Source organism: Vibrio sp. YT-18 (assembly GCF_033337345.1).
GTDB lineage: Bacteria > Pseudomonadota > Gammaproteobacteria > Enterobacterales > Vibrionaceae > Vibrio > Vibrio alginolyticus.
This window is the reverse complement of the sequence record NZ_JAWOQO010000001.1, coordinates 441,294-456,998: the sequence shown is the minus strand read 5'-3', so window position 1 is coordinate 456,998 and position 15,705 is coordinate 441,294. Positions and strand designations below refer to the sequence as shown.

Genomic DNA, 15,705 nt, shown 5'->3' with positions numbered 1-15,705 from the left:
TTTCTGGTAAAAGTAAGCGCGTGATTAATATTCGGGAAAATTCGAACTATGAATGAAAGAAAGCAGGGGCGTAGAAGTGCTGAAGCAGCAGAACAAACTAAGTGTCTGATCCTTAAAGTGGCAGCAGATATGTTTTGTGAACTTGGTTACGAGCGTGTCTCGCTGCGCAATATCAGTGAAAAGGCTGGTGTTTCACATAGTTTGATCCGTCACCACTTCGGCAGCAAAGAGAAAATCTGGCAAGCGGTTAGCGATGCAATGGACGAGTTCATGCAGTGCTATATGGCTGAACTCATCAATGAAATGCCGGAGAACACACCTTCGAATAGAAAAATTTATCTGTTTATGGTTCGCATGCTAGCATTTGCTCTCGTCAATCCTCATCCAGTACAGATGATCGCCGATGCCATTCGACAAGGCGATGACGGTGCTCTGCTGCAGTATTTCTTAAAGTCAAAAGATGAGTTCGCTGCGATATTTACCGGAATTTTCGAGCAGTACAACAGCGAAAACCCTAATGCACAATTTGATCAGTGGGAATCAAAGTGGCAAATGTTGATCTTCGCACATGGTGCTGTCAGTCTCGCGCCAATGATGCAAGAAACATGGCCGGATATTGCAGATAATCGCGAAAAACTGCTGATCAAGCATTGGGAATTGTTTAATACCATTATGGCCTCTCAATTTGGGATCCCAAAAGAAGAGATGATTCATCCGGAAAAGCTTGAAGATATCGTTATTGATATGTGCTGTACTATTGATGAAGCAGTAAACTAAAAGTAAACAAGCGAAAAGAAGACATAAAAAATGCCGAGCTACAAAGCTCGGCATTTTTGTTTCAATTCGTTTTAACCACGGTAGTAGCGTTGTGGTACGAACGGCATTTTTTCAACTGTCATTGGTAGCATTTTACCACGCACTTCAGCGAACACTTCAGTACCAATCGCCGCCAAATCCGCACGAACATAACCCATTGAGACTGGCTTACCTGCATTCGGACCCGCCGTACCGCTGGTTACAACGCCAATTTTAACGCCGTCAGCATCAAACAGTTCAACACCTTCACGCACTGGCGCTTTGGTTTGACCTACTAGACCCACACGCTTACGCGCCACATCTTTAGTCTCAATCTGCTTAAGAATAATGTCTGCGCCAGGGAAACCACCTTCACGTTCACCACCAATACGACGAACTTTTTGGATACCCCATAGCAAGCTCGCTTCAACAGGTGTTGTTGTTGTGTCTAGGTCATGACCGTATAGACAAAGGCCACACTCAAGACGAAGCGAATCACGAGCACCAAGGCCAATCCATTCAACTTCATCTTCAGCAGTCAGTTTACGTGCTAGCTCTTCCGCTTTGTCAGCAGGAACCGAGATTTCGTAACCGTCTTCGCCTGTATAACCACTACGAGAAACAATGCACTCGGCGCCTAAAATATCGACTTTACGAATATCCATGAACAGCATTTCAGAAACTTCTGGTGCAAAACGCGCCAATACAGCCGCCGCTTTAGGGCCTTGGATTGCAAGTAGAGCTCGGTCTTCGATAATTTCTAGCTCAACACCAGATGGTAAATGCGCTTGTAGGTGTGCGATATCTTGCGCTTTACATGCTGCGTTCACAACCACAAACAGATGATCGCCTAGGTTAGCCACCATCAAGTCGTCCATGATGCCGCCCTCTTCATTAGTGAAAAAAGCGTAACGCTGTTTACCAGACTCAAGATCCACAATATCCACTGGAACTAATGTTTCTAGGAACGCAGCTGCACCGTCACCAATTAGGCGAAGCTGTCCCATGTGAGAAACGTCAAACAGACCTGCCGCATCACGAGTATGTAAGTGTTCCTTCTTTACGCCTAGAGGATACTGAACAGGCATATCGTAACCCGCGAACGGGACCATTTTGGCACCAACTTCAACGTGAAGTGCGTGTAGTGGTGTTTTCAGTAGTTCTTGAGTCATTTTCGTCTCCATTTAGATAGACCCGAGAATGCTATCGGCATTCGATGTGTTTCCAATAATAAACATGGCTCATTCTATTTTGCACGAACAAGACGTAGATCGACTTGCAAAAGTGTGACTCTTAACATTTTAATCACAAAAAATCGTACAAAAAAAGCGCTTTAATGAGCAAGTTCTCATCAAAAAAGCGCCTTTTCATCATAACGACCACCAACAGCAATCGTTTGCTTTCACTATAGGAAATTTACAAGTATTTATCACTATTTGGCTGTCACCCACAAAATGAGCGCATCTTCCTCGCTAACACTGGTCAACATATGTCCCATATTTGCATCGTAATAAACGCTGTCTCCCTCGCTTAAAACAACAGGTTCGTAAAACTCAGAATAGAACATGACCTCACCAGATAAGATAAGCAGAAATTCTTCGCCATCATGACGAACCCAGTCTTTATATTCATCAAAACTACGAGCTCGAATTTGGCTCTTAAACGGCATCATTTTCTTATTGGAAAGTTGTGTCGCGAGCAGTTCATGTTCATAAGTTTGTGTTGGGTGTGGTTTACCTTCATTCTTCTTGGTAACATCCCTACGCCCTGTCGCTACCTTTTTTCTAGGTGGCTCAAATAGTTGTGGCATGTCAATTTGTAAGCCAAGTGCCAATTTTTGCATCGCTTGAAACGTCGGGGAGATCTGCTCATTTTCTATTTTGCTCAGTGTAGATCGAGCAAGCCCGGTTCGCTGACTGGCCTCTTCTAATGTGATACCGAGTTTCGAGCGGATATCCTTAATACGCTGGCCCAGTTTTAACGGCTCGATATTTTGGTCATGTTGCTCTTTTGCCAACGTCATCGATGGGTATTCATCGTAAATACTTTCTGCCATAAATCCCTCTATAGATATCCATATTTTTTGTCTTACTCGCATTGTGCATGAAGCACATAGTGGATAGAAGTCCACCAAGTGAATTAAACCGTGCTCTTGTTAACAAATTTTGAAATCTTGTTTCCTATAGGAAATTTTTGGTTGATTGTTCCCGTCACAGGCGCTATGTTACCAACTTGTTAGATGTAGAGATGCATATTTCCGTAAGAGATTGGTAAAGGAAACACGCAATCCAACGGAGTTTTTGCCCAAATTTAGGGCCGGATGTTCACTCTGTTCTGCTACGCAGTTCAGCTGTTTTTGAGGACAAATGAACCACAACCGCAAATCATAACTCATCTATTGCGGGTTCATTTTCAGATTTGGAAGGTCAACTACCATGAATAAGAGTTACCCTAACCACAGCTTGGAAAACTTTTTCTCTACCAACCTCTCTGCGACAGATGATGCTGTCTTTGCTGGAATTCAAGCGGAATCCGCTCGCCAAAACGAACAAATCGAACTTATCGCTTCTGAGAACATTGTTTCTAAAGCGGTAATGCAAGCTCAAGGCACATGCCTAACAAACAAATACGCTGAAGGTTATCCAGGTCGTCGTTACTATGGTGGTTGTGAGCACGTAGATACAGTGGAAGCCATTGCTATCGAACGCGCAAAAAAACTTTTCAATTGTGAATACGCAAACGTTCAACCACACTCAGGCGCACAAGCAAACGGCGCAGTAAAACTAGCACTGCTTCAACCTGGTGACACCATTCTTGGTATGTCTTTAGACGCAGGTGGTCACCTGACGCACGGTGCACGCCCTGCACTTTCTGGTAAATGGTTTAATGCAGTTCAATACGGTGTTGATCGCGAAACACTGGAAATCAACTACGAAGATGTTCGTGAGCTAGCACTTGAGCACCAACCTAAAATGATCATCGCAGGTGGTAGCGCTATTCCACGTACTATCGACTTTGCAAAATTCCGTGAAATCGCAGACGAAGTAAATGCAATTCTTATGGTCGACATGGCACACATCGCCGGTCTTATCGCAACAGGCGCGCACCCTAGCCCACTGCCACACGCACACGTTGTTACGACTACAACACACAAAACATTGCGTGGCCCTCGCGGCGGTATGATTCTTACTAACCACGAAGACATCATTAAGAAAATCAACTCAGCCGTATTCCCTGGCCTACAAGGTGGCCCACTGATGCACGTTATCGCAGCCAAAGCGGTCGCATTTGGTGAAGCGCTTGGCCCTGAATTTAAAACTTATATTGATTCGGTGATCAATAACGCAAAAGTCCTAGCGGAAGTATTGCAAACTCGCGGTTGCGACATCGTAACTGGTGGCACAGACACGCACCTAATGCTGGTTGACCTTCGTCCGAAAGGGTTGAAAGGCAATAAAGCAGAAGAAGCTCTAGAGCGTGCTGGGATCACATGTAACAAAAATGGCATCCCATTCGATACAGAGAAGCCTATGATTACATCGGGCATCCGTTTAGGAACGCCTGCGGGTACAAGCCGCGGCTTTGGCGCTGAAGAATTCAAACTCATCGGTAATTGGATTGGTGACGTACTGGACGGTTTAGTGAACAACCCTGAAGGTGACGCAGAAGTTGAAAAACGCGTTCGCAAAGAAGTAAAAGAACTTTGCAGTCGCTTTCCTCTATACCAGTAAACGATTTTTTTAAAATCATAATAATTCCTGACAAGTTATTCGGAGATTAAGCAATGGACAAAACACTGAAGTTTGCAGATAGCCACGAGTGGGTACGTGACAACGGTGACGGCACAGTAACAATTGGTATTTCTGAGCATGCACAAGAAATGCTAGGTGACGTGGTATTCGTTGACCTACCAGACGTAGAAGACGAAGTTGAAGCAGGTGAAAGCTTCTCTCTCGTTGAATCTGTAAAAGCAGCGTCAGACATCTACGCACCAATCACTGGTGAAATCGTAGAAATCAATGAAGAACTAGAAGACAGCCCAGAGCTAATTAACGAAGAGCCGTACGAAGGTGGCTGGATCGTAAAAGTGAAGATGTCTGATGTATCTGAACTAGATAACCTGAAAGACGCAGACGAATACCTAAACTCTATCGAAGAAGAGTAATTAGGATGTGACGAAAGCTGTTCCCTAGCCTGTTTAGAGAACAGCTTTTTTTCTAGGTTCGGACGTATAATTTAATTTATCAGTAACGCAAATCCGTTACCCGAACCAAGGAGTAGGTAAAGGACAATGACTGAATTACTTCAAAGCCTCAGCACACAAAACGAGTTCGTTGCTCGCCACAATGGACCAAACAAATCTGACCAACAGAAAATGTTGGAAGCGATCAACGCAGTTAGCCTAGATTCGCTTATCGACGAAACCGTACCAGCACAAATTCGCCTAGAGCAACCAATGAGCTTGGCAGAAGCGAAAAGCGAAGCAGACATGCTGGCAGCAATGCGTAAGTTCGCCGATCAGAACCAAGTTAAACGTACATTCATTGGTCAGGGTTACTACAACACCTTCACGCCGAACGTGATTCTACGCAACGTGATGGAAAACCCGGGCTGGTACACTGCTTACACCCCTTACCAACCAGAAATCTCACAAGGTCGTTTAGAAGCACTTCTAAACTACCAACAAATGGTGATGGATCTTACTGGTATGGAAATCGCGAACGCGTCATTGCTCGATGAAGCAACGGCAGCAGCAGAAGCGATGACACTTTGTAAGCGTGCGGGTAAAAGCAAGAGCAACGTATTCTTCGTTGCTGACGACGTTCACCCACAAACCATCGAAGTGGTAAAAACTCGTGCGAAATTCATCGGCTTTGAAGTCTTGGTTGGTTCTTTAGAATCACTACCAGAGCAAGACGTGTTCGGCGCACTAGTTCAATACCCAAGTACAACAGGTGAAGTTCGTGACCTAACGGACATCATCGCTAAAGCGCAAGCAAACAAAACACTAGTGACTGTAGCAACGGACCTTCTTGCTTCTACCCTACTTAAACCTGCTGGTGAAATGGGCGCAGACGTAGCAATCGGTTCAGCACAACGTTTTGGCGTGCCGATGGGTTACGGCGGTCCACACGCTGCCTTCATGGCAACACGTGACAAGCACAAGCGTACTATGCCAGGTCGTGTTATCGGTGTTTCTATCGATACTAACGGCAACCAAGCACTGCGCATGGCAATGCAAACGCGTGAACAGCACATCCGTCGTGAAAAAGCGACATCAAACATCTGTACTGCTCAAGCACTGCTAGCGAACATGGCGTCTTTCTACGCGGTTTACCACGGCGCAGAAGGTCTACGCACGATTGCTCGTCGTACGCACCACATGACAGCCATCCTAGCCGCTGGCCTAACTAAAGGCGGCTTCGAGCTTGCTCACAACAGCTTCTTCGACACCATCACTATCAACACAGGTGCACAAACTGAAGACCTATACGCGAAAGCACTAGCCGCAGACATCAACCTACGTAAGTTGGGTACTCAGCTAGGTGTGAGCTTCGACGAAACCACAACCGTGGCAGATGTAGAAGCCCTATTCGCAGTATTCGGTGTGAAAGAAGAAGTCGCAGCACTATCAACTGAAATCGCAGGCAACGAGTTTGCAGCCATTCCAGAAGCATTGCGCCGCACAACAGAATATCTAACACACCCTGTGTTTAACACGCACCACAGCGAAACACAGATGATGCGTTACCTAAAACAGCTAGAGAACAAAGACTTCTCACTCACGCACGGCATGATCCCACTGGGCAGCTGTACGATGAAGCTGAACGCAGCAGCAGAGATGATTCCAGTAACTTGGCCTGAGTTTGGTTCGATCCACCCGTTCGCACCAGCAGAACAAGCAGCTGGTTACGCAGCACTCGCAAAAGATCTTAAAGAAAAGCTATGTGAAATCACTGGCTATGACGCATTCTCACTACAACCAAACTCTGGTGCATCGGGTGAGTACGCAGGTCTTATCGCGATTCAACGCTACCACGAAAGCCGTGGCGAAGGTCACCGCAACGTATGTTTGATCCCAAGCTCTGCGCACGGTACTAACCCTGCGACAGCATCTATGGTGTCAATGAAAGTGGTTGTGGTTAAGTGTGATGAAGAAGGCAACATCGACATCGACGACCTAGCAGCGAAAATCGAGAAACACAAAGACAACCTATCAAGCATTATGATCACTTACCCTTCTACGCACGGCGTTTACGAAGAGAAAGTGAAAGAAGTGTGTGAAATGGTTCATGCCGCTGGCGGTCAGGTTTACCTAGACGGCGCTAACATGAACGCGCAGGTTGGTCTAACATCACCAGGCTTCATCGGTTCAGACGTTTCTCACCTAAACCTACACAAAACCTTCTGCATCCCGCACGGTGGTGGCGGTCCGGGTATGGGTCCTATCGGTGTGAAATCTCACCTAGCTCCTTTCTTACCAGGGCATATTGAAGACGGTGTAGAAGGCGCAGATTTCGCAGTATCAGCAGCAGATATGGGTAGCGCTTCTATCCTACCTATCTCTTGGGCTTACATCGCAATGATGGGCGAACCTGGCCTAACAGATGCAACAAAAGTAGCAATTCTGAACGCAAACTACGTGATGGAAACACTTCGCCAACACTACCCTGTTCTTTACCGTGGCAAAAATGGCCGCGTAGCGCACGAATGTATTATCGACATTCGTCCGCTGAAAGAAGAAACAGGTATCAGCGAAGAAGACATCGCGAAGCGTCTAATGGACTACGGTTTCCACGCACCAACTATGTCGTTCCCTGTAGCGGGCACGCTAATGGTTGAGCCAACGGAATCGGAAGATCTAGAAGAGCTGGACCGCTTCTGTGATGCGATGATCGCTATCCGCGAAGAAATGGAGAAAGTGAAAAACGGTGAATGGCCACTGGATAACAACCCACTTGTTAACGCGCCACACACTCAAGTTGATCTTTCAGCTGAAGATTGGGACCGCCCTTACTCTCGCGAGATTGGCTGCTTCCCGTCTAAAGCGACCAAATCTTGGAAGTACTGGCCAACGGTAAACCGCGTAGATAACGTATACGGCGACCGTAACCTAATCTGTTCATGCCCAAGCATCGATAACTACGAAGATTAATTTTTGTAGTCTCTAAATCGACAAAGGCGAACCGTTTGGTTCGCCTTTGTTTTTGGTGTGCCGCCCTAACATTTGTTGATACATCGAGAAGGAATGATGGCTAGTTATTGTTTGCACAAAAGTGATTTAGAAATACAGTGACTTCTGAGAACCTTTGAATTAGCACTAATATCTCAGAGCCTTAAAAGCTTGTTGGAAACTCCTCATGAACACTATGTTATGCAGGTGCTATGTAGTTTCTAGTTCAGTTGCAGTAAGTCCCATTTATTACCATAGAGATCTTGGAACACCACCACTGTCCCGTATTCTTCCACACGAGGCTCTTCATTAAATACAACACCATTTTTCTTCATCAACTCGTAGTCACGCCAAAAATCATTAGTTTGCAGAAACAGGAAAACACGGCCACCTGTTTGATTTCCTACTGCATGCGTTTGCTCCGGTGTACTCGCTTGAGCTAAAAGTAGGTTTGTACCATTGGAGTTTGGAGGAGAAACTTGAACCCAGCGTTTACCACCACCTAGGTTGGTATCTTCAACCAGAGTGAATTGAAGTTTTTGAGTATAGAATTCGATAGCATCGTCGTAATTTTCAACGACTAGAGCAATGTTTCCGATTTGCTGCTGAACAGTTTTGGCCATGATGATTTCCGCTGTGTCAAAACGCTAATTGTACGCTATTTTGAGACTTTTCTAGAAAGCACGTAACGCCTTGCAAATGTTTAAGGCACACAATACGAATGTTTACACACAGCGCCTTTGCCACTAGAACCTACAAACAATACAGCTACCACAAGTGTCGAATCTTGATTGAGCAACTCATCAAAGCCTTAGCTATAACTCAAGAGCAAATCTCTAACCTAATAACGAAGGCTGCTCGTATACCACGGTATTATAGTTCTTCTAGTTTTCCCTTAGCTAAATCTTCTTGTTGCTTAAGGAACATGAAGAAGTTTGCCTCACTGATAAACGGGTTACCGCTTGTACTGAGCTTCTTCCTATTTTCAAAAAGGAAATTTTTATGTGGATGGTTCGAAAGGTTAACGTTCACAATAGGTGCCTGTAGTGAAATTTTTCGAATTTTCTCCATGCTAGTCAGGAACTGGCCAATAACTTCTGGATCATTGCTACTTACGCTATGCCCACCAACGATAAAAGCACGATATTGTTCGCCATTATCTTCAACAGTGAAGTCTAAGGAATAATCACCTTCCGTGTGGCCAGGTGTGAGATAGAACTTAAACTCATGTCCACCAATAGCCATAGAGCTATCGCTTTTTATCTCTATGTCTAAATTTGGAGGAAGGAACTTGTTCTCACCTTCGCTTTTGTTTGATTGCTGTATAGATAGTTCATGAGCGCTTTTGGTCATCACGACTTTGGAACCATACTTCTCTTGAAGTAACTGGGCGCCCCCAACGTGGTCAGAATGCCCATGAGTTACCAATATGTGCGTTATTGGCTTATCTTTTAGCCCTAGCTTCTCTAGGTTGATAGGTATCCACTCAGAGTAAGGGAAGTCAAGCGTATCAATGATAACGAGTCCGTCGTCTGTAGCAATGGCATATGATGAGACCCACTTGTCTCCTACATAATAGACATTATCAAACATCTGAAATGGTTCTACATAACCGTTCTTATCATTCATTGCTGGAACATATTGACTTAAGGAAGCAAAAGACGAAGCACTGAAAAGTAAACCTACAATAATTTTTTTCACGAAATCACACACAAATATATCCTTAATAATTTCTTATAGAACCTCGCGGATGAGAAAGCTCTAAACGATTTTCAGAGGCAAATACAACTGCAAATACTTTCTACTTAGCTTGAATTTTAGCTGACCGAATCACTTGTAAACTCGAATCCCATTAACTGCCTATGTATTCATGATTCTTTTAGAGGTTAAATAAATGAACTCAATTGAAGCAGAGTCATGAAGCTTCACTTGAGGTTACCGGCACAGCACAATGTGATAAACCTCTTTCAAGCAAACATTTGAATGCGATTTTTCCAATTTAAGACATGTTCAATAAATGCATCAACTCTTGCAGGCCTTTTATCGCGGTCTCGATACATAATGAATACTTCTTTACCCGAGCATTGCCATTCTGGCAACAAAGGCAGCAGGTTATGTTGATCATGATTTAGCTCATGAAAGTAATAGGTTGGAATCCAAGCAATTCCTAAACCATGGATGACGGCGTCTCTAACTAGCAGTACATCATTTGAAGTGAATTGAAACTTTAGCGGATGATCAAATGTTTCATTGGTGATTTGATTAACTAATTTCCATTGGCTGTCGTTGTTTACCGTAATTAGGCGATGATGAACAAGTTGTTCTGGATGGGTAATCGGTTGGTGTTGTTCTAAATAGCTTCGTGATGCACAAAGCGCAAATGGAATCGACCATAATTTCTGAGCAATCCAGTCTTGTTCAATAAGATCACCAAGACGAAAACTAACATCGACACGGTTAGATACAAGATTGATTTTTTCATTCTGTACATCTAAATCGATACATATCTTCGGATGTTGCTCTGCAAATTCATAAACGCACCGCTTTAACCACATCTGTGTCATGTTAATTGGCGCTGATATTTTGATCGTTCCGCTTAAAGACTGACGCTCAGTCGCAATTCTCGATGTCACATTATTTAAGCTAAGAAGTAACGGCTCACAGAGTTGATAATATTTTTCGCCATCAGTTGTTAACGCAAAGTGGTGTGCACTGCGGTTAAATAGTCTGCAATTTAAGTTTGTTTCCAGCCTTTTTAACTTCCGGCTTAGCGTAGCTAACGGGACATTAAGACACTCAGATGCTTGTGTTAGGCTTTGATAGCGAGCAACAGAAACGAATAACAAAAGGTCATCCAAAGAGTGACGTTCCATATTTGGGATTAACCCTCTTAAATTTGGCTATTAAAAATCAAATATGAAATATATAGCATTATCGCGTCAAGTTAATTTTTATCAGGAAGATCTATGTCTAAGCATTTATCAATTTGGTGCGGTGTTGTTGTCGCTATCTTTTTTTGGTCTAGTAACTTTAACGTAATAAAGGCTATTAATAGCGATGTCTCTCCTTTGGATTCAGCGACGTTACGTTTTTCCGTTGCAGCTTTAATACTCTTACTGATAAGAGGTACTAAACGCTCTCCATATGGAGCCAAACTCACACGAAAAAGTATGTTGTCGTTGTTTGTTATAGCAACCGTGGGTGTAACTATCCAAAACTTCTCTATTTTCTCTGCAATGAGATTTACTACCCCAGTTAACGCAGCGGTTGTTCAGGCAAACCTACCACTTGTCACTATCTTGTTGTCGGGCTTTATTCTCAAGACTTCCATTTCGGTTAAAACTATTTTAGGTGCACTAATCAGTTTTTGTGGAGTGGTAATCGCCATTACAGGGGGAAATATTCATTCTATTAGCAGCAATAGTAATATTGGTGATCTATACATGTTATTTGCTTTAATTAGTGGGTGTTTATACACAATTCTAGCGAAGCGTTTAACATCTCATATCCCAGTAACTCAGCAGTTACGTTGGGTGTTAAGTATTGGTGCCATTCAAATGGTCGCTATAGCGATGTACCACGGCGACTTTAGCCGTAGCTTAAATGCCATAACATTTAAAGACCTAGCATTAATAGCTTACATGAGCCTGTTTGGAACTTTGATTGCTTATTACTTTTGGATGAAAGGCGCTATCGTTCTTGGTCCAGATAAGATGTCTCCATTATTTAATATTATGCCGGTATTCACTCTACTGATTTCGTTCATTTCTGGTGAGCAGGCTCAATGGGAAAATGTTTTAGGCGTCTTTATCGTTGCGGCTGGTGTGTATATAGGTAACTCAGCACCTTTTGCTCGTTTACGGAAGGTGGTGGAGTAAAAATAGACGCCAACCTTAAGTCCATTATTTAGAGCAATACTTTGTTAATTGGCATAAGTTTTCTTGGTTTCCAATAGGTACACTTTTCGCTTTCGTCGTTCACTCTTTTATCTAACTTTATTGAGTACATGTCGAAAATCTTCAATCTTTTGCTAAGAGCGTTTTTTACTATGTAAAAAACAGAGGAGAATGACCATGAAGAAACGACTCAACTATATTGAAGTAGCGCCAAAAGCAATAGAAATCCTATACGCTCAGGAGGCTTACTTCCATGAACAATTTAGCCAATCAGAAACCATGAACATGATCATATGGGAACTGGTTAAGTTACGCATATCGCAAATCAATCAATGTGCATTTTGTATCGACATGCATAGTAAAGATGCGCTTCAGTTAGGTGAAAAGCCGGAACGCATATGGGGGCTTAGTGCATGGAAAGATATGCCATTCTACAGCGATGCAGAACACGTTGCACTAGGCTGGGCTGAACTACTAACTGCTGGCCTACCAGTAGATGATGATACCTATCAGCTGACCTTGAATACCTTTGGAGAAGAAGCTATGGTCAACCTAACAATTGCGATCAACGCGATCAATAGTTGGAACCGAATAGTTAAGGCATTTAAGCCAAAGGTTGGAGTCTATAAACCTCGATAATTCTATTTGACGGTTCTTACTTGTAAGCCGCTGCTTATACCTCAACTTAATAGGATGAAAAGTACATGTGTATCACTTTCTCATTTAAGTTGAGGTTAAATAGGATGATTCATTTGAACTTAGAATTTGATATTTTAAAACCTCAAAAGGCTTTAGCTGGCTATGTTCAAGCCATTTGGTCAGCATCCGTCAAACCTGATACGACGCAAACCGTACGTAAACAATTACTCAGTGATGCTGGTACAGGTGTGGTATTCATTTTACAGAATGAAGTACAAATGGATGGTGAGTGGCAAACGCCAGGGGTTGTCCTACTGCCTATAAGCATTCTGGCACATCAGGTCTGCCTACCGCCAGGCGCGGTGATGACTGGCGTACGCTTTCATCCTGCTGTTGGTTATCAACTATTTGGTAAACGTCTAGAACAGCTATTGCGGATTCAAGACGACCACCCTTTGGCTTCTTCTGCGCTAGCAACATTTGAGTCTCTGCAAACAGCGCATTCGCCATATGCAAGGATTTCTACGTTATATCGCTGGGTTCAAACACTGATTGAGGAATATGAACCGCAGTATGTCGGCCACATTATTGACCAACCTACAGGGACCATCAGTCAGCGCCAGAGAGAGCGCAATTTTCAGAAATGGTTGGGGATTACTCCTAAACATTACCAACGCATTAAACGAGTGAAGCACACTTTAGAGCAACTCCGAGCGCAACCCGATCTTACTTTATCGGAGTTGGCGCTGGAGCAAGGTTTTTCCGATCAAGCACACATGACTAGAGAGTGTAAGCAGATTGCGCGCATGACACCGAAGCAGTATGTCCGAAAGAGAAACCTCTAAGCCTTATTAGCTTTCTACATCAAACCCCATTGATTCAGAATCGACCATATACTTGTTACAATGTTCGATCATATATCACCTACTTTTTCGATCGCTCATTCCAGCTTGATATGAGCTGGTTAGCTCGCTTTTGATGCTGCGTGCTGCTCTACCATAAACGCGATCACTTCTTCGTTTAAGCAAGATTTGCTGATGTATTGGCGTTGTTTACCAAGGTGAAGGATAAAGCCCAAATCAGTTTGTTCGAGTTGGTCGATATCATTCCAAGCGAGGCTGCGGTCAACTTTACCGCTTTTGTAGCGTACGCCATCTGCATTCACTTCAAACACCACTTTACTGCCGCGGCTTGAGCTGATGGTTTGACGCCACAGCCACCAAGTTCTTTTGAAGTAAACGCTGCACGCTTCAATCACACTCAATACGATAAAGAACCAACCGACGTAACCGTTAGGTAGCAGTTCAAACTCCAATAAAACCACACCAAAAATTAGAAAGAGGATCCCTTTCAAATACGCTTGCGGGAACTTAACTGGCTGGCTAGTTTGATCATAACACTCAGCAAAAAATGGCTTGTCGAGTGTGTATTCTGTAGTGAATTCGAAATCTTTAGACATGTATGGTTACTTCAAGGCTTCTGTAAATGAGTATTCTTGGTTGCACTCTTGCAACGCGAGCATTGTAGCGCTTCTCTGGCTTTATCTTTAGCCCTTTTGATGCTGTTTTGTAAATCAATGATAACGAAACATTAGAAGGCCTCGGTGCACTTGCCAAGATCAGACAAGGCGAACCACCTGGCTCGCCTTGTGAATTAATGACCTATGTAACTTCTTGAGGTTTTTACTTTAGAGGGTCGTTGTCTGGCAACGCACTGTGTATCCATACTGCCAGTCGGTGTTTGATGCTTGCGCCGTCTAGCTTGCTTTCCGGCAATGGCGTGATCTGTTTTGCATCGACCAAGAATAGGTAAATCGCTTTTACTCTTAGAGGTTGTGGTGACTGAGGAAGGTCAAAACCTTGTAGCTTCGCCATCTTCCCACCAATCTCTAGTGCCTTCTTAACCAGTTTGTCTTCATTGTGAAGCTTGGAGCTTTTTGACATTGATAAATCCTCTTCTTCGCTTCAATTAAGAATACATGAAGTGTCACGTATGGCGTGTTAGTAAGCTCGCATATTGATAAGTTTATGCCTTCTTACCGAGTAACTGATTGAAAAACGACCTTAATTCGTCATCACCAAGATTGAGCAGGTAGTCACCAACATACCATTCAACAATCGATTGATTTGGATGTGCCGTGACTTGCGGGTTACCAAACCAAATGCCCTTTTCCGTGGCAAACGTGTATTGGAGTTCTTTCAACTCTTCACAGCTAAATGGCAGGATAAGGTGCAACATGTTTGCTTGAGGCTGGGTTGGTCTTACCGCCAAAGGTGGGAACTCTTCAATGATCCTGTAGATCTGTTTTGTTCGCTCAAATAGAACCGGCATTTGTGACAACCTTTCATCAAACTGCATTGCCGCAGACACCACATAAGGTGTTCTGTGATACAGGTTGCCACCTTGCCGCTTCATCCACAATGAAGCCAGTTCAATGAACGACTTTGAGCCAAGCAACATAGATCCACCCATGCCGTTGATGCCTTTGTAAAGTGAAACATAGGTCGTATCAAAACCAGCGGCGATCTCGCGGTATTCTTTCTGATAGTAAGCTGCGGTTTCCCAAAGTCTTGCGCCATCCATATGGAGATGAATTTTGTTTTCGGCGCAGTACGCTTTGATTTCTTCCAGTTCTTGCCATGAAGGTAGCTGACCACCAATTTCTCGCATCGGGAGTTCATAAAGAACGGCTGCGATTTCATCCGGCCAAGCAGTGAGATCCTCAAGCTTCCATGTTTGATAAGGGTTCCCTACTGGCAAAATACTAAAGCGATGTTGAAGCTGATAGCCTTGTTTTTCATGCACCGGAATATGGCTAGATGCGTGCATGGCGACAATAGGATTACGCTTTTGTCTTGTGACAATTTCAAGCACCGTTGGCTGCGTCATCGTCCCTGTTACAACAAAAAGCCCTGCCTCGTAACCCAGCAGATCGGCAATCTTTTGCTCGAACGCTTGAATCGTTTCTCCCTCACCGTAGACATCGTGATTTACGTTGTTCTCTTCGCACCACTTTGCCATTTTCGCAAAGTGTTCGGCTGGAGAGTCTTCTTTATTGCCAGGGAGATGGGTATGACAAAGCTGTTTTAGGTGAGCGCTCATTGTTCTGTCCTTTGAATCAAAGCTTCAACAATGTAACTTGTTAAAACGGAGGCGTAAACTGCATTTTCGCGATGTATTTTCTGCGTATGCCTCCGTGCT

Annotated in this window: 15 protein-coding genes; 7 read left to right on the top strand and 8 right to left on the bottom strand. The window is 43.8% G+C overall.

Annotated features, from left to right (window positions below; translation table 11 throughout):
- Positions 1-48: 48 nt before the first annotated feature.
- Positions 49-777 (top strand): efflux transporter transcriptional repressor VdeR, encoded by a 729-nt coding sequence (gene vdeR / locus R7M72_RS01880; RefSeq protein WP_005376423.1) that lies wholly within the window; start codon positions 49-51, stop codon positions 775-777.
- Positions 778-848: 71 nt separating this feature from the next.
- Here vdeR and gcvT read toward each other — a convergent pair whose 3' ends face one another.
- A complete protein-coding gene (gene gcvT / locus R7M72_RS01875; RefSeq protein ID WP_017820967.1) occupies positions 849-1,967 on the bottom strand; it encodes a glycine cleavage system aminomethyltransferase GcvT in 1,119 nt (372 codons plus the stop codon).
- Between the two features lie 260 nt (positions 1,968-2,227).
- Positions 2,228-2,851 (bottom strand): helix-turn-helix domain-containing protein, encoded by a 624-nt coding sequence (locus tag R7M72_RS01870; RefSeq protein ID WP_005376429.1) that lies wholly within the window; start codon positions 2,849-2,851, stop codon positions 2,228-2,230.
- Positions 2,852-3,230: 379 nt separating this feature from the next.
- On the opposite strand from R7M72_RS01870, the gene R7M72_RS01865 reads away from it, so the two are divergent.
- The 3 genes from R7M72_RS01865 to gcvP all read left to right on the top strand — a co-directional run bounded on the left by R7M72_RS01865 (position 3,231) and on the right by gcvP (position 7,951).
- On the top strand, positions 3,231-4,526 hold the full coding sequence (locus tag R7M72_RS01865; RefSeq protein ID WP_005376430.1) for a serine hydroxymethyltransferase: 1,296 nt from the start codon (positions 3,231-3,233) through the stop codon (positions 4,524-4,526).
- A 53-nt stretch (positions 4,527-4,579) separates the two neighbouring features.
- Positions 4,580-4,960 carry a glycine cleavage system protein GcvH gene (gene gcvH, locus R7M72_RS01860; RefSeq protein WP_005376432.1) on the top strand — a complete coding sequence of 127 codons (381 nt, stop codon included), beginning with the start codon at positions 4,580-4,582 and terminating at the stop codon, positions 4,958-4,960.
- 126 nt (positions 4,961-5,086) lie between these two features.
- Positions 5,087-7,951, top strand: coding sequence for an aminomethyl-transferring glycine dehydrogenase (gcvP, locus tag R7M72_RS01855; RefSeq protein ID WP_042520777.1), 2,865 nt, complete (start codon positions 5,087-5,089; stop codon positions 7,949-7,951).
- A 239-nt stretch (positions 7,952-8,190) separates the two neighbouring features.
- Here gcvP and R7M72_RS01850 read toward each other — a convergent pair whose 3' ends face one another.
- The 3 genes from R7M72_RS01850 to R7M72_RS01840 all read right to left on the bottom strand — a co-directional run bounded on the left by R7M72_RS01850 (position 8,191) and on the right by R7M72_RS01840 (position 10,842).
- Positions 8,191-8,592, bottom strand: coding sequence for a VOC family protein (locus tag R7M72_RS01850; protein WP_005388788.1), 402 nt, complete (start codon positions 8,590-8,592; stop codon positions 8,191-8,193).
- 250 nt (positions 8,593-8,842) lie between these two features.
- On the bottom strand, positions 8,843-9,670 hold the full coding sequence (locus tag R7M72_RS01845; RefSeq protein WP_318056006.1) for an MBL fold metallo-hydrolase: 828 nt from the start codon (positions 9,668-9,670) through the stop codon (positions 8,843-8,845).
- A gap of 266 nt (positions 9,671-9,936) precedes the next feature.
- On the bottom strand, positions 9,937-10,842 hold the full coding sequence (locus tag R7M72_RS01840) for a LysR family transcriptional regulator (protein WP_042520773.1): 906 nt from the start codon (positions 10,840-10,842) through the stop codon (positions 9,937-9,939).
- Positions 10,843-10,935: 93 nt separating this feature from the next.
- Here R7M72_RS01840 and R7M72_RS01835 point away from each other — a divergent pair, with 93 nt between their 5' ends.
- From R7M72_RS01835 to R7M72_RS01825, 3 genes are all read left to right on the top strand, one after another.
- Positions 10,936-11,847, top strand: coding sequence for a DMT family transporter (locus R7M72_RS01835; protein ID WP_042520771.1), 912 nt, complete (start codon positions 10,936-10,938; stop codon positions 11,845-11,847).
- A gap of 195 nt (positions 11,848-12,042) precedes the next feature.
- A complete protein-coding gene (locus R7M72_RS01830) occupies positions 12,043-12,504 on the top strand; it encodes a carboxymuconolactone decarboxylase family protein (RefSeq protein WP_042520770.1) in 462 nt (153 codons plus the stop codon).
- A 104-nt stretch (positions 12,505-12,608) separates the two neighbouring features.
- Positions 12,609-13,349: a helix-turn-helix domain-containing protein gene (locus R7M72_RS01825; protein WP_169628822.1), complete on the top strand. Its 741-nt coding sequence runs from the start codon at positions 12,609-12,611 to the stop codon at positions 13,347-13,349.
- Positions 13,350-13,468: 119 nt separating this feature from the next.
- On the opposite strand, the gene R7M72_RS01820 is transcribed toward R7M72_RS01825, so the two are convergent.
- The 3 genes from R7M72_RS01820 to R7M72_RS01810 all read right to left on the bottom strand — a co-directional run bounded on the left by R7M72_RS01820 (position 13,469) and on the right by R7M72_RS01810 (position 15,606).
- On the bottom strand, positions 13,469-13,963 hold the full coding sequence (locus R7M72_RS01820; RefSeq protein ID WP_033906521.1) for a YcxB family protein: 495 nt from the start codon (positions 13,961-13,963) through the stop codon (positions 13,469-13,471).
- Positions 13,964-14,186: 223 nt separating this feature from the next.
- The gene (locus R7M72_RS01815; RefSeq protein ID WP_005376453.1) at positions 14,187-14,447 is read right to left on the bottom strand and encodes a DUF5062 family protein; all 261 of its coding nucleotides are present in this window, start codon (positions 14,445-14,447) and stop codon (positions 14,187-14,189) included.
- Positions 14,448-14,529: 82 nt separating this feature from the next.
- The gene (locus R7M72_RS01810; protein ID WP_318056005.1) at positions 14,530-15,606 is read right to left on the bottom strand and encodes a threonine aldolase family protein; all 1,077 of its coding nucleotides are present in this window, start codon (positions 15,604-15,606) and stop codon (positions 14,530-14,532) included.
- Positions 15,607-15,705: the final 99 nt, after the last annotated feature.

Excerpts from the sequence above, each read along its gene's own strand:
- vdeR (WP_005376423.1), top strand. The coding sequence starts at position 49 with ATGAATGAAAGAAAGCAGGGGCGTAGAAGTGCTGAAGCAGCAGAACAA.
- gcvT (WP_017820967.1), bottom strand. The coding sequence starts at position 1,967 with ATGACTCAAGAACTACTGAAAACACCACTACACGCACTTCACGTTGAA.
- R7M72_RS01870 (WP_005376429.1), bottom strand. The coding sequence starts at position 2,851 with ATGGCAGAAAGTATTTACGATGAATACCCATCGATGACGTTGGCAAAA.
- R7M72_RS01865 (WP_005376430.1), top strand. The coding sequence starts at position 3,231 with ATGAATAAGAGTTACCCTAACCACAGCTTGGAAAACTTTTTCTCTACC.
- gcvH (WP_005376432.1), top strand. The coding sequence starts at position 4,580 with ATGGACAAAACACTGAAGTTTGCAGATAGCCACGAGTGGGTACGTGAC.
- gcvP (WP_042520777.1), top strand. The coding sequence starts at position 5,087 with ATGACTGAATTACTTCAAAGCCTCAGCACACAAAACGAGTTCGTTGCT.
- R7M72_RS01850 (WP_005388788.1), bottom strand. The coding sequence starts at position 8,592 with ATGGCCAAAACTGTTCAGCAGCAAATCGGAAACATTGCTCTAGTCGTT.
- R7M72_RS01840 (WP_042520773.1), bottom strand. The coding sequence starts at position 10,842 with ATGGAACGTCACTCTTTGGATGACCTTTTGTTATTCGTTTCTGTTGCT.
- R7M72_RS01835 (WP_042520771.1), top strand. The coding sequence starts at position 10,936 with ATGTCTAAGCATTTATCAATTTGGTGCGGTGTTGTTGTCGCTATCTTT.
- R7M72_RS01830 (WP_042520770.1), top strand. The coding sequence starts at position 12,043 with ATGAAGAAACGACTCAACTATATTGAAGTAGCGCCAAAAGCAATAGAA.
- R7M72_RS01825 (WP_169628822.1), top strand. The coding sequence starts at position 12,609 with ATGATTCATTTGAACTTAGAATTTGATATTTTAAAACCTCAAAAGGCT.
- R7M72_RS01820 (WP_033906521.1), bottom strand. The coding sequence starts at position 13,963 with ATGTCTAAAGATTTCGAATTCACTACAGAATACACACTCGACAAGCCA.
- R7M72_RS01815 (WP_005376453.1), bottom strand. The coding sequence starts at position 14,447 with ATGTCAAAAAGCTCCAAGCTTCACAATGAAGACAAACTGGTTAAGAAG.
- R7M72_RS01810 (WP_318056005.1), bottom strand. The coding sequence starts at position 15,606 with ATGAGCGCTCACCTAAAACAGCTTTGTCATACCCATCTCCCTGGCAAT.